Source organism: Nocardiopsis sp. TRM 82005 (genome assembly GCF_056312425.1).
Genome location: NZ_JBWDTQ010000006.1, coordinates 92842 through 106517, shown reverse-complemented (window position 1 = coordinate 106517; position 13676 = coordinate 92842). Strand labels below are relative to the sequence as shown.

The 13676-nt window shown below is 70.4% G+C and carries 10 protein-coding genes and 1 pseudogene; 6 read left to right on the top strand and 5 right to left on the bottom strand.

Features of this window, described 5'->3' with window-relative positions:
• The first annotated feature begins 63 nt into the window (after positions 1–63).
• Complete coding sequence (locus AC0T5L_RS05060; RefSeq protein ID WP_476164181.1) at positions 64–1263, top strand: thiolase family protein; 1200 nt, start codon at positions 64–66, stop codon at positions 1261–1263.
• A complete protein-coding gene (locus tag AC0T5L_RS05055; protein WP_476164180.1) occupies positions 1260–3407 on the top strand; it encodes a 3-hydroxyacyl-CoA dehydrogenase NAD-binding domain-containing protein in 2148 nt (715 codons plus the stop codon). The genes AC0T5L_RS05060 and AC0T5L_RS05055 overlap by 4 nt, the downstream gene beginning before the upstream one ends.
• A 30-nt stretch (positions 3408–3437) precedes the next feature.
• Here AC0T5L_RS05055 and AC0T5L_RS05050 read toward each other — a convergent pair.
• Positions 3438–3739, bottom strand: a pseudogene (locus AC0T5L_RS05050) (YrhK family protein).
• A gap of 38 nt (positions 3740–3777) precedes the next feature.
• Between AC0T5L_RS05050 and AC0T5L_RS05045 the strand changes: the two are divergent.
• Positions 3778–4308: a hypothetical protein gene (locus AC0T5L_RS05045; RefSeq protein ID WP_476164179.1), complete on the top strand. Its 531-nt coding sequence runs from the start codon at positions 3778–3780 to the stop codon at positions 4306–4308.
• Positions 4309–4355: 47 nt separating this feature from the next.
• On the top strand, positions 4356–4571 hold the full coding sequence (locus AC0T5L_RS05040; RefSeq protein ID WP_476164178.1) for a hypothetical protein: 216 nt from the start codon (positions 4356–4358) through the stop codon (positions 4569–4571).
• A 45-nt stretch (positions 4572–4616) separates the two neighbouring features.
• Here the strand turns inward: AC0T5L_RS05040 and AC0T5L_RS05035 are convergent, their stop codons facing one another.
• Positions 4617–6842 carry an MMPL family transporter gene (locus AC0T5L_RS05035; RefSeq protein WP_476164177.1) on the bottom strand — a complete coding sequence of 742 codons (2226 nt, stop codon included), beginning with the start codon at positions 6840–6842 and terminating at the stop codon, positions 4617–4619.
• Positions 6843–6991: 149 nt separating this feature from the next.
• Between AC0T5L_RS05035 and AC0T5L_RS05030 the strand changes: the two genes are divergently transcribed.
• Both AC0T5L_RS05030 and AC0T5L_RS05025 read left to right on the top strand, forming a co-directional pair.
• Complete coding sequence (locus tag AC0T5L_RS05030; protein ID WP_476164176.1) at positions 6992–7774, top strand: TetR/AcrR family transcriptional regulator; 783 nt, start codon at positions 6992–6994, stop codon at positions 7772–7774.
• 461 nt (positions 7775–8235) lie between these two features.
• Positions 8236–9231 carry a neutral zinc metallopeptidase gene (locus tag AC0T5L_RS05025; RefSeq protein WP_476164175.1) on the top strand — a complete coding sequence of 332 codons (996 nt, stop codon included), beginning with the start codon at positions 8236–8238 and terminating at the stop codon, positions 9229–9231.
• On the opposite strand, the gene AC0T5L_RS05020 is transcribed toward AC0T5L_RS05025, so the two are convergent.
• From AC0T5L_RS05020 to AC0T5L_RS05010, 3 genes are all read right to left on the bottom strand, one after another.
• Positions 9224–10621, bottom strand: coding sequence for an FAD-dependent oxidoreductase (locus AC0T5L_RS05020; protein ID WP_476164174.1), 1398 nt, complete (start codon positions 10619–10621; stop codon positions 9224–9226). The two genes, AC0T5L_RS05025 and AC0T5L_RS05020, sit on opposite strands and share 8 nt — an antisense overlap.
• Before the next feature lie 72 nt (positions 10622–10693).
• Positions 10694–12616: a 1-deoxy-D-xylulose-5-phosphate synthase gene (dxs, locus tag AC0T5L_RS05015; RefSeq protein ID WP_476164173.1), complete on the bottom strand. Its 1923-nt coding sequence runs from the start codon at positions 12614–12616 to the stop codon at positions 10694–10696.
• 268 nt (positions 12617–12884) lie between these two features.
• Positions 12885–13619 (bottom strand): sulfite exporter TauE/SafE family protein, encoded by a 735-nt coding sequence (locus AC0T5L_RS05010; protein ID WP_476164332.1) that lies wholly within the window; start codon positions 13617–13619, stop codon positions 12885–12887.
• Between the last annotated feature and the right edge of the window lie 57 nt (positions 13620–13676).

The window sequence follows — 13676 nt, the reverse complement described above, 5'->3', positions numbered from 1 at the left end:
TTGTTACTGGCGAGTAGCATGGACGGAACAGTCCACTCACCCCTTGGAGAAGGAGGGGCAATCGTGCCGCGAACTGCCCGCGATGTCGTGTTTGTCGATGGGGTCCGTACCCCGTTCGGCAAGTCTGGCAAGGGCCTCTACGCCGAGACACGTGCCGACGACCTGGTCGTACGTGTGATCCGCGAACTGATGCGCCGCAACCCGGGCCTGCCCGCGGAGCGCGTCGACGAGGTCGCCATCGCCGCCACCACCCAGATCGGCGACCAGGGCCTGACGATCGGGCGCAGCGCCGCGATCCTCGCCGGACTCCCCAGCAGCGTCCCCGGCTACGCCATCGACCGCATGTGCGCCGGTGCGCTCACCGCCGTCACCACCTCCGGCGCAGGCATCTCCTTCGGTGCCTACGACGTGGTTATCGCAGGCGGTGTCGAGCACATGGGACGCCACCCCATGGGAGAGGGGGTCGACCCCAACCCGCGCTTCCTGTCCGAGAAGCTCGTGGACCCGTCCGCGCTGGTCATGGGCAACACCGCCGAGAACCTGCACGACCGGTTCCCGTCCATCACCAAGGAGCGCGCCGACACCTACGCGGTGCGCAGCCAGGAGAAGACCGCCAAGGCCTACGCCGACGGCAAGCTCCAGGACGACCTGGTCGAGGTCCTGGTCCGCTCCCTGGAGCAGGGCTACGGACTGGCCACCCAGGACGAGCCCCCGCGGCCCGGCACCACCATGGAGTCGCTGGCGAGCCTGAAGACCCCGTTCCGCGCGCACGGCAACGTGACGCCCGGCAACGCCGCCGGCCTCAACGACGGCGCCACCGGTGCCCTCCTGGCCGCCGAGGACGTGGCCGAGGACCTGGGGCTGGACGCCAGGATGCGCCTGGTGGACTTCTCCTTCGCCGGTGTGGACCCCGAGGTCATGGGCGTGGGCCCGGTCCCGGCCACCGAGAAGCTGTTCGCCCGCCAGGGCATCTCGATGGACGAGATCGGCCTCATCGAGATCAACGAGGCCTTCGCCGTGCAGGTGCTGGCCTTCCTGGAGCACTTCGGCCTCGCCGACGACGACGCCCGCGTCAACCCGTGGGGCGGCGCCATCGCCGTGGGCCACCCGCTGGCCTCCTCGGGCGTGCGCCTGATGATGCAGCTCGCGCGCCAGTTCGCCGAGCGCCCCGACGTCCGCTACGGCCTGACCACCATGTGCGTCGGCATGGGCATGGGCGGAACCATCCTGTGGGAGAACACCAACTACGAGGGGGGCAAGTGAGCATGCCGATCGAGGAATCCCGCCCGTCACCCGCCACCACCCTCAACGGAGACGCTTCGCGTCACAGTTCTCTTTCAGAGCTCTTCAGCGACGAGGTCGTCACCAAAGCGCTCTCCCGTGACGTCGAACTCCCCTACGGTGCGGGCACCGCGGTCCTGATCACGCTGGACAACGGGCACGACCACACCAAGCCCAACACCTTCGGCCCCGGTGGGCTGCTGAGCCTGGACGCGGCGATCGAGGCCGCCAAGGCACGCACCGACATCGTGGCCGTGGCCGTCACCGGCAAGCCGTTCATCTTCGCCGTGGGCGCGGACCTGACCGGCGTCCCGGCGCTCCAGAACCGCGAGCAGGCACACGCCATCGGCAAGCTGGGACACGACGTGTTCCGCAAGCTCGGCGAACTGGACGTGCCGACCTTCGCACTGGTCAACGGCGCGGCCATGGGCGGCGGCGTGGAGGTGGCGCTGCACTGCACCTACCGCACCATCTCCTCGGGCGTTCCCGCGGTCGCGCTGCCCGAGGCCTTCCTGGGCCTGGTCCCCGGCTGGGGCGGCACCTACCTGCTGCCGAACCTGATCGGCGCCGAGAAGGCCCTCAAGGTCATCGTCGACAACCCGCTCGCCCAGAACAAGATGACCAAGGGCGAGCAGGCCTTCGAGATGGGCATCGCCGACGCGATGTTCGAGCCCGCCGACTTCGTGGAGGAGTCGCTGCGCTGGGCGGCCAAGGTCGTCAAGGGCGACGTCGTGGTCGAGCGCCCCGAGGTGGACAAGGGCGAGGCCTGGGACAACGCGGTCAACATGGCCCGGTTCACCGTCGAGGGCAAGCTGCACGGCGCCGCTCCGGCCCCGGTCCGCGCGGTCGAGCTGGTCGCCGAGGCGAAGACCCGCACGCGCGACGAGGGCTTCGCCGCCGAGGACGACGCGCTGGCCGACCTGATCATGAGCGACGAGCTCAAGGCCGGGCTGTACGCGTTCGACCTGGTACAGAAGCGCGCCAAGCGCCCCGCGGGCGCCCCGGACAAGTCGCTGGCCCGCAAGGTCACCAAGGCCGGCGTGGTCGGCGCCGGCCTGATGGCCGGTCAGCTGGCGCTGCTGTTCGCCCGCCGCCTGGACGTACCGGTCGTCATGACCGACCTGGACCAGGAGCGCCTGGACAAGGGCGTGGCCTACGTGCACGGCGAGATCGACAAGCTCCTGGACAAGGGCCGGATCAACGGCGACAAGGCCAACCGCCTCAAGGCCCTGGTGACCGGCTCGCTGACCAAGGACGCCTTCTCCGACGCCGACTTCGTCATCGAGGCCGTGTTCGAGAAGCTGGAGGTCAAGAAGCAGGTGTTCGCCGAGGTGGAGGCCGTGGTCTCCCCCGAGGCGGTCCTGGCCACCAACACCTCCTCGCTGTCGATCACCGAGATGGCCGCCGATCTGAAGCACCCCGAGCGGGTCGTGGGCTTCCACTTCTTCAACCCGGTCGCGGTCCTGCCGCTGCTGGAGCTCGTCCGCGGTGAGGAGACGGACGAGGCGACCCTGGCCACGGCCTTCGCCACCGCCAAGACGCTGAAGAAGACCGCGGTGCTGTGCAAGGACGCCCCGGCGTTCGTGGTCAACCGCCTGCTCACCCTGTTCATGGGTGAGGTCCTGGCCGCCGTCAGCGAGGGCACCGAGCCCGAGGCCGCCGATCGCGCCGTCGCGCCCCTGGGCCTGCCGATGTCGCCGCTGATGCTGCTGCAGCTGGTGGGTCCGGCGGTCGCGCTGCACGTGTCCGAGACCCTGCACGAGGCGTTCCCGGACCGCTTCGCGGTCTCCGCCGAACTGGCCGAGATCGTCAAGGCGGGCAAGACGGAGATCTTCGCCCCGGACCTCACGATCGACCCCGAGGTGAAGAAGCTCCTCAGCGGCGGCGACAAGCCGTCCGAGGAGAGCGAGATCCTGGACCGGGCGCTGCGCGCGCTGGCCCGGGAGATCCGGATCATGCTGGACGAGGGTGTCGTGACCGAGGCCGCCGACATCGACCTGTGCCTGCTCACCGGTGCGGGCTGGCCGTTCCACACCGGCGGCATCACCCCGTACCTGGACAAGGCCGGGGTGTCCGAGGCCGTGAACGGCAAGCGGTTCCACGAGGGCGACCCGAAGGCGTTCTAGTCCTTCCCGGCCCGCCGTCTCGTGTCCCGGTCAGAAGTCCTGGGAGGACTCCCCTCCGGCCGGGCCCCGGCCGGAGGAGCGGACTCTCCGGATGTGGAACTGTCTGAACAGCCGGATCATCGGGCGGATCAGCAGCTCGACGCTGCCGACGAGGAAGCACCAGGTGCCCGCCGTGGTCCAGGCCTCGGAGGAGAACATGATGCTCTTCCGGCGATGAACCACAGGGCGATCAGGATGTCGTTGACGATGCTCTCGGCCTCGTAGCGGCGCCGGACGACGAGCTCGTCGCCCCCCACGTGCAGGACCAGCGGTCTGCTCTGCTGCCTGGACATGTTCGGCCCTCCTGGCGACTCTGTGTAATGTCCGGCTCGTGGCAATCTCCGCTGAACACCAGGTCTACGCCGAGCTGTTCGCCGAGGCTCCCGAGATAGCCGTCGGCTTCCTGCGAGACCTCGGGGTGGTCGCACCCGACTACGGCAGAAGCGCGGTCACCTCGTGCGACCTCGGCCACGTGGACCCCGTCGAGCGCCGCTCCGACGTCGCGGTCATGCTGCGCGGCCCCGGCCCGACCGACCCCCTCGACAAGCTGATGGGTGTCGTCGTGGAGGTCCAGCGCGACGAGAAGGAGCGCAAACACTTCACCTGGCCGAAGTACGTGGCCGACTGGTACGCCGGGCCGATCCCCCTCGGCCACCCCGGTTTCGTGCTGCGTCCCCTGGTGGTGGGACCGTCCGGAATCCCGGTCATCACCGATCCCGAGGAGGTCGGGCGGCACCCGTTCCTGGGCGTGCTGTCCGCCGCCGCACACGGCGGTCAGGATATGGACGTGCTGAAAGCCCCGCACACGGCCTGGATTCGATCGACCAGGAGAGGGCCACGAAGTACATCGGATTCACCCTGAACCTGCTCGCGAGGACCGAGGGACAGATGGCACTGGAGGAACTCATGATGACTGACACGTACGAGTACAGCAGCGCCTGGACCGAGAGCCTGGAAGCCAGGGGAGAGGCCAAGGCCATTCTTCGCTTCCTCTCCGCACGCGGTATCGACGTACCCGAGGAAGCGCACAAGCGCGTCAGCGAATGCCGCGCTCATGAGGAACTCGACACCTGGCTCGACCGAGTCGCCACCATCTCCCACATCGACCAGCTCTTCGACGCGTGACCCGGGCCCGCCCGGGGGTCCGGGGGCCCGGTAACGGAGGAGCGGTCACACCCCGGCATGCTCCCGCCGCCTCTCCCCCGCGTCGTGCGCGGCCGCGGGGGCCCCGTCGGTGTCGCCGCCCTCGGAGATGCCGATCCGGTCGTGCAGCCAGCGCAGGGGCCGGGGCAGCCACCAGTTGGCGCTGCCGAGCAGGCGCATCGTGGCGGGCACCATCACCGCGCGGACCAGGGTGGCGTCCACGAGCACCGCGATGGCCAGGCCGATGCCGATGATCTTCAGGAAGAGCAGGCCCGAGGTGCCCATCGCCAGGAGCACGACCATCAGCAGGATCGCCGCGCTGGTGATGATCCGCCCGGTGTGCTGGAGCCCCGCCGCCACCGAGCGGGTGTTGTCCCCGGTGCGCAGGTACTCCTCACGCACGCGGCTGAGCAGGAACAGCTCGTAGTCCATCGCCAGGCCGAACGCCACGATGGTGATCAGCACCAGGTAGGTGGGGTCGATCGTGCCCACGGCGTCGAAGCCGAGCAGTTCGGCGAAGGCGCCCTCCTGGAAGCCCCAGACCACCACGCCCAGGGACGCACCCAGGGAAAGCGCGCCCATGAGCACCGCCTTGACGGGCAGGACCACCGACCCGAAGGCCAGGAACAGCAGGAGCAGGGTCGCCACGGCGATGAATCCCACGGTCATGGGCGCCGCGTCGACGATCGCCGCCACGTTGTCCTGTTGCATGGCGGCCACGCCGCCGACCAGGCTCTCCCGCGCGCCCTCGGGAAGCGGTTCGTCGCGTACGCCGCTCACCAGCCGGCTGACCTCCGGGGAGTCGGAGTCGCCCTCGTAGGCGACCATGACGTGGGCGATGCCGTCGCCGGTGCGCTCCACGCTGGCGAGGGAGGCCCCGGGCAGGTCGCCCAGGCGCCCGGCGTACTCCTCCAGGGCCCCACCGGTGGTCTCTCCGAGCACGGCGACGTTGAGCCTGCCCAGACCGCCCGCGGGGAAGTCCTCCGACACCGACTCGGTGGCGATCCGGGTTCCGGCGTCGGAGGGAAGGTAGCGCTGGTCGGTGGAGCCGAGCTCGGTGGAGAACAGGCCGGAGCTGAAGACCAGCAGGATGCCGCCGACCGCGACCAGGGACACCGCGGGACCGCGCATGACGGTGCGTGCCAGACGCCACCAGGCCCCGGCGCTCTCGTGCACGGTGCCGGTGACGGTGCGGCGGGGCAGCGGCAGTCTGAGGCTGTCGATCCGGTGGCCGACCACGGCCATCAGCGCGGGCAGGAAGACGAGCGCGGCCAGGAGGTCGAACACCACGACGGCGATACCGCCCCAGCCGATCGACTTGAGGATGGGCTGGGGGAAGAACAGCAGTCCCGCGAAGGCGATGCCGACGGTGACGCCGGAGAAGGCCACGGTGCGCCCGGCGGTGTCGACGGTGCGGCGCACGGCGTCGGCCGTACCCCGGCCCCGGCCCAGCTCCTCGCGGAAGCGGCTGACCATGAACAGCCCGTAGTCGATGGCCAGCCCCAGACCCAGGATGGTGGAGACGTTGATCGCGAACACCGACACGTCGGTGACGTGGGTCAGGGCCCGCAGGAGGGTCAGTGAGCCGAGGATGGCCAGACCTCCCACCGCGAGTGGGACCAGGCCCGCGATCAGGCCGCCGAAGATCACGATGAGCAGGACCAGCAGGATCGGCAGGGTGATGAGTTCGGCGCGGACGACGTCGCTCTCGGCGGTCTCCGACAGCTCGTGCTCGATGGCGACCGAACCGCCCAGGTAGGTCTCCAGGTTGCTGGAGGACAGGTGTTCGGCGACCTCCTCGTACTGGTGGAGGCGGTCGGCGTGGGACTGGCCGCTGAGGGTCACGGGGATGTAGACGGCGTGCATGTCCTCGGCCACGAGCATGCCGCGCTCGGTCTCGCCGAGCTCCTCGTCGAGGTAGAGGTCGAAGTCGTCGACCGCGTCCTCGGGCATACCGTCGGCGATGCGCTGGACGGCCGCGGCGAAGGTGGGGTTGTCAGCCTTCAGCTCGTCGCTGCGGTAGACGGCGACGATGTCGACGTCGTCGTGCCCCAGTTCCTCCTCCAGGACGCGGGTGGCCCGCGCGGACTCGGAGTCGGGATCCTCGAACCCGCTCTCGCTGACGTCGGAGAAGACCCCCGAGCCCCAGACGGCGGCGAAGACGGCGAAGAGCGCGGTGGCGACCAGGACCGCCCAGCGGAAGCGGTGGGCCCCCAGCCCGATCCGCCCGAAAAACCCCGTACGTGTCGGCATACGCCGCCCCTTCAGGAAACGGGCCTCACACCCGTTAACGGTGTTTGCTAACGGTGTTCACTAAAACGTGCGGGCATTACGATGTCAATATCGTCGACGAGGACCACGGCGCCCTGACCCGGCGCCTGAGACGGGGTGTACCGCAGCAGATGACGAAACCGCAGCTGGGCCTGGGTGCCGGGAAGCCGAGCCGCCGCGAGCGTGTGCGCGAGGCCACACTCGCGGAGATCAAGGGGATCGCCCGCCAGCACCTGGTCGAGCACGGAGCCGCCGGGGTGTCCCTGCGCGCCATCGCCCGGGAGATGGGCATGACCGCCCCGGGGCTGTACCGCTACGTCTCGGGCATCGACTCGCTGCTGGTCCTCATCACCGCGGACATGTTCGGGGAGCTGGCCGGCGCGGTGGCCGCCGCCGACGCCAGCGTGCCCGCCGAGGACACCGACCTGCGCATCCTCACCTCGCTGCGAGCCTTCCGGTCCTGGGCCGTCACGCACCGGGCCGAGTTCGCCACCATGTTCGGCCCTCGCGTGCGCCTGGCCCCCGAGACCGACATCACACCGGCACTGGAGGCCGGGCGGCGCTTCGGCGCGACCTTCTACACGCTCTTCGACCGACTGCTGACCGAGGAGCGTTTCCCGCTGCCCGACGGGGACCGCATCACGCCCGAGTTGGCCCGCGAGCTACGCGCCTTCGCCGACACCTGCGGCTTCTCGGCCCCGCACATCCCGGTGGAGGCGGTCATGGTGCTCAGCACGTGCTGGGTGCGGCTGTACGGGGTCGTGTGCATGGAGGTGTTCGAACATCTGAACTTCGTGATGCGCGCCATGGAACCACTCTTCGAGTCCGAGCTTCAGAACGTACTGACAGGCCTCGGGGTGCGCTATCAACCTCCGGAAAGTAGTAGTTCGGTTACCATAAGTCCGCCTGATTAAGCCCCATACTGGAGGTCTGTGACTCTTGCCGGATTCGCCCCAGGCGGATGCGGCCCAGCCCGGCGTGCTGCGGCACGATAGCGAGGATGGACCCCGTGGAGAACCGACCCGGCGGTGAGTGGCCCGGGGGCGAGGCCCCCCGTCCCGAACAGCCCGACCCCGGAGACCCCCGACCCGTCGGCGGCCCTGACGGAACCAGTGGCGACGGAACCAGTGGGCCTGGTGGCCCGCCGTACGACCAGCGCCCCACAGAACACCAGCGCCCTCCCCACCCGCAGACGGCGCGGCCTCCGGTCCGGGGAGGGGCCCCGGCCCCCGGCCCGGGCCAGGGCGCCCAGCCCGGCCCGTACGGTCAGGCCGGCCAGTACGGGCGGCCTGGTTACGGGGCGCCCGGCCCTCAGCACTCCCCCGGCGCCCCTGGATCCCCCGGCGCGTACGGCGTGCGGGCGACGGGGACACCCGTGCCCCACAACGCCGTCCCCCAAGCACCGCCCTTCACCGGCCCCCGCCCCGTCCAGCCCGGCGCGCATCCGGGAGCCGGGTGGCAGCAGCCGGGCCAGCCGTGGGGCCAGCCCTACGCGGCGGCGCGGCCGCGCCGCCGCGGCCTGGGTGTCATGATCGGCTCTTCCGTGGCCGCCGTGATCTCCCTCGTCGCACTGGCCGCGAGCATCCTCATGGTCGTCACCACCCCCCGCGAGGAGCCCCAACCCAACGGCACCGACCTGTCCGAGCTCTACGACGACCGGCTGGCCGCGCGGCCGAACGAGGTGGAGGTCGACCTGGTCGGCCATCCTCTCTACGACGCGGCCAGGCCGGAAGCGGTCGACTGCCAGGTCCCAGAGCTGGACATGGGCTCGGACGAATCCTGGGAGGAGTTCGCGACCGCCGCCGGAGTCTGTCTGGACGAGTTGTGGGCACCGACGATGGAGGAGATGGGCCTGTCCGGCGAGACCCCCGAGTTCACCGTCACCCGGGACTCCCCCGACGCTGACACCGAGGAGGGCTACACGCTCGCCTACTACGAGAGCGACCTGGCCCGTATCACCGTCGTACTGCCCAGCGTGCGCCACATGGGCGCCCAGATCCCCTCCCAGCACCGCGAGGACGTCTGGCTCGCCCTGATGGGGCACGAGTACGGCCACCACGTGCAGCACGTCACCGGCATCCTCAACATCTCACACGAACTGCGCTGGAGCGCCGAGAGCGAGAACGACGAACTGGACACGATCCGCCGGACCGAGCTCCAGGCCGAGTGCATGGCCGGGGTGGGCCTGCGCGGGCTCACCGGCGCGGACGAGAACGCGCTGGAGGCCGTCAACGCCAACCTCAACAACGGCGGGGACCTCGACACACACGGCAGCGCCGGCAACCGGGCGTTCTGGCTGGACCAGGGCTGGTCGGAACCGACCATGGGCGGCTGCAACACCTACGACGCCGACCCCGACCAGGTCACCTGAGCACCCTGCGGTAGGCCTCCCAGCCGTGAAGCTTGACCCGTTCCCCCCGGTCCAGTTCCACGGCCTGATCGGCCTCGGCGGTGTCGATGCGCAACCAGTCCTCGTAGCCGCTGTACGCGAGCCCGCGCTCGTCCAGCACCGTCTCAAGCGGCACCAGGTCCGGGGCGGCCGCACGCAGTGTCTCAGCGTCCTCCAGCAGGGAGCGGACCGTCCCGGCGGCATCGGACTTGTTGGTGCCGATCACCCCGGTTGCGCCCCGCTTGATCCACCCGGCGACGTAGTCGCCCCGGACCACGCGGCCGTCGGTGTCCAGGACCCGGCCCTGCTCCTGCGGGACGGTACGCCCCTCGGGATCGAAGGGGACCCCGGGCAGCGGGACGCCCGCGTACCCCACTGAGCGCAGCACCATCCCGGCGGGCAGATCGGTGGTCCCGCCGGTTCCCCTCAGACGCCCGTCGTCGTCCAGGCGTGTGGCCTCCACGCGCACACCGGTCACACGGTCCTCGCCGAGGAACTCCTGTGGTCGGGCCCAGAAGTGCAGTTGAACGGCGCGGGGCCGCCCCTGGGGCCGGCGCTGCGCGTGCTCCCGCAGGAGCCTGAGGTTGGTGCGCGCGGCACGGGAGACATCACGCAGCTCGGGAGCCCCGGTACCCACGGCGGTGGGGTCCATGTCGACTTGGTCGGCGCGCACGACCACGTCCGCGCCGGGAAGGGCGAGCAGGTCGCGCAGCTCGGGCGCGGTGAACTTGGCCTGGAGCGGGCCCCGGCGGGACAGCAGGTGCACGGTGCGCACGCGGCTGGCGGCGAGCGCGTCCAGGACCGGCTGCGGGATGTCGGTGTGGCGCAGCTCGTCGGCCGTCTTGGCGAGGATGCGGGCCACGTCCAGGGCGACGTTGCCCGCCCCGACCACGACGACCTCCTCGGCGTCGAGCACGAACCGTTCCAGCTCGGTGTCGGGATGGCCGCAGTACCAGTTGACGAAGTCGGTGGCGGCGACGCTGCCGGGCAGGTCCTCCCCCGGCACCCCCAGGCGTCGGTCCACGCTGGCTCCGGTGGCGTAGACGACGCTGTGGTGGGTCCTGGCCAGGTCGGCGCGGGTGAGGTCGGTGCCGAACTCGATCCCGCCGACGAAGCGCACGTGGGGGTGTTCCAGAACCCCGCGCAGTGCCCGGGCCACGCCCTTGATCTTGGTGTGGTCGGGCGCGACGCCGTAGCGCACCAGCCCGTAGGGGGTGGGCAGGCGGTCCATGACGTCGACCCGGACGGGCACGCGCTGCTGCCGGGTGAGGGCGTCGGCGGTGTAGACGCCGGCCGGACCGGAACCGATCACGGCCACGCGGAGCGGTTCGACGTCCTCGGTGGGCTGCTGCTCAGGTTCGCGAGAGGCCATGTACCCATTCTGGCAGCCCGGGGCCCTCCCGGGCTGCCGGTGTCGGCCGGCGGCCGCGTGGCCGGTGTCCGCTCAGGCGGTCTCGTCGGCCAACTCGTCGGTGGTCGCGTCAGTACGGCGGGAGACGGTCTCGGTGAGCTTGCGGGACAGCTCCTGGGACGTCAGTCCCTGCTCACGCAGGATGTCGTCACGCTTGGCGTGGTCCAGGAACTCCTGTGCGATGCCGAACGTGCGCACCGGCACGTCGACGTCGTGGTCGCGCAGCAACCGGGCCACAGCGTCGCCGACGGCGCCCGTGCGGCCGTTGTCCTCGATGACCGCCACGACGCTGTGCTCGACGGCCTCGGCGACCAGGGCCTCGTCCAGCGGCTTGACCCACAGGGGATCGACGACGGTGACGCCGAGGCCCTGGGCGGCCATCCGGTCCGCGACCTCGCAGGCGACCTGGGCCATGGAGCCCACGCCCACGATGAGCAGGTCCTTGGAGTGGCCGTTGTCGCCGGCGCGGCGCAGCAGGTCCATGGAGCCGACCTTGCCGACCGCGTCCACCTGCTCGGCGACCGCGCCCTTGGGGTAGCGCACGACGGTGGGGGCGTCCTCGACGGCCACGGCCTCGCGCAGCAGGGTACGCAGGCGCTCGGCGTCGCGGGGCGCGGCCAGGCGGAGTCCGGGGACCACCTGGAGGATGGACATGTCCCACATGCCGTTGTGGCTGGCGCCGTCGTTACCGGTGACTCCGGCGCGGTCCAGGCAGAACGTGACGCCCTGGCGGTGCAGGGCGGCGTCCATGAGTACCTGGTCGAAACAGCGGTTGAGGAACGTGGCGTAGACGGCCACGACCGGGTGCAGGCCGTTCATGGCCATGCCGGTGGCGGCGGTGGCGGCGTGCTGCTCGGCGATTCCCACGTCGAAGGTGCGGTCCGGGTAGGACTCGGCGAACTTGTTGAGACCGGTGGGGTGGAGCATGGCCGCGGTGATGGCCACCACGTCCTGGCGCTCGGCGCCGAGCTCCACCATGGTGTCGGCGAAGACGGAGGTCCACTTGACGACCTTGGGCCCGGGCTTGGCCTGGCCGGTGGCCACGTCGAAGGGGCCGGGGGCGTGGAACTGGTCCTCGTCGTGGTTCTCGGCCGGGGCGTAGCCCTTGCCCTTCTGGGTGAGGCAGTGCACGATCACCGGGCCGCCGAAGTCGCGGGCACGACGCAGCGCCCTCTCCAGGGTCTGCTCGTCGTGGCCGTCGATGGGTCCGAGGTACTTCAGGCCCAGGTCCTCGAACATCATCTGGGGCTGGATGGCGTCCTTGAGGCCCTTCTTGAGGCCGTGCAACGCCTCGTAGATGGGCTGGCCGACCACGGGGGTGCGGTTGAGGGTGGTCTTGGCCAGGTCCAGAGCCTGCTCGTAGCCGGGGGCCATGCGCAGGGAGGCCAGGTGGTCGGCGAGTCCACCCATCGTGGGCGAGTAGGAGCGGCCGTTGTCGTTGACCACGATGACCAGGCGGCGGTCCTTGCGCGCGGCGATGTTGTTGAGGGCCTCCCAGGACATGCCGCCGGTGAGGGCGCCGTCGCCGATGACCGCGACCACGGTGCGGTCCTTGTGGCCCCGAACCTCGTTGGCCTTGGCCATGCCGTCGGCGTAGGACAGGGAGGTGGAGGCGTGGGAGTTCTCGACGAAGTCGTGCTCGGACTCGGAGCGCGAGGGATAGCCGGACAGGCCGCCCTCGGACTTGAGGTTGGTGAAGTCGTGGCGGCCGGTGAGGACCTTGTGCACGTAGGCCTGGTGGCCGGTGTCGAAGAGGATGGGGTCCTTCGGTGAGTCGAAGACCCGGTGCAGCGCTATGGTCAGCTCGACGACGCCGAGGCTGGGGCCGAGGTGCCCGCCGGTCTGGGAGCAGGAGTCGACCAGGAAGTCCCGGATCTCCTGTGCCAGCGCAGGGAGCTGACCGGCCGGGAGCTTCTTGAGCGCTTCCGGATTGTGCATCGACTCGAACAGTGCCACTGTCTCGTCAGTCCCCTCGTCCAGCGTGTCCGTTGAGTTTGCCTCCCCGGGCCCCTGACGTGGGCCGGGTTTGGCTACCGGCAGGTATACATACCCGAGTTTATGGGCGTACGTCCACGGGTCCTACCCAGCCCCGCCCGGACTGTGGAATCCGTGTCAGGCCACTCTGGGCGGCCCTTCCGCCCGATGACCGTCACAGCTCCGGATTCCGCCCGGGTTTTCGCGTACATTACTCGGTTTCGCAAGCAGTTTGTCCGGGTGAGGCGGCTTATCCGAGGACCGCTTGGCCAAGCAGGCCGAGCGCCGAGGCGGACACCACACACAGCATGGCGATGCGCAGCCATGTGGCGTCGATCCGTCGTCGCAGCACGTTGCCGACGAGGAATCCGGCACCGACGAAGGGGATCGCGGAGGCACCGACAACGGCGGTCCGGATGTCCATCTGGCCTCCCAGGGTCAGTCCGGCCAGGGAGACCGCGCCGCCGAAGAGGAAGAACGCGGCCAGGGTGGCGCGGACCCTGGCAGGCTCCTCGTACTGGTAGAGCAGGGCCATGGGAGGGCCGCCGATCGAGGTGGCGGTACCCGCGAAGCCGGACAGGGTCCCCGCCGCCACGAGCGAGACCGGGGTGATGCGTACCCGCAGTGACCAGATCGACAGGGCCACGGCCACGAGCACCATACCCCCGACCGCTCCGGCCAGGGCCCGGGGTTCCAGGACCGCGACCACCCACACTCCCAGGACGGTCCCGGGCAGCCGCGCCGGCAGTCCCCAGGCGATGCCGCGCCAGTCCACGTGGCGCCGCTCCTGTAGGAGGGTGAGCATCGGGAGGATGATCACCGCGACGAGCAGCGCCCCCGGCATGAGAGTGGGGTCGAGGAGGGAGATGACGGGGGCGGCGACCAGTCCGAGGCCGAGGCCGACGGTGCTCTGCACAGCGGCGCCGGCGACGACCGCGAGCACGGTGACGAGGACGAACGTCCACAGGTCGCCCTCGCCGAGCACCCCGTGGCCGGTGGGGGAGAAGAGCTCCGCGAGGTCCGGGGCGGAGGCGAGGGCGGG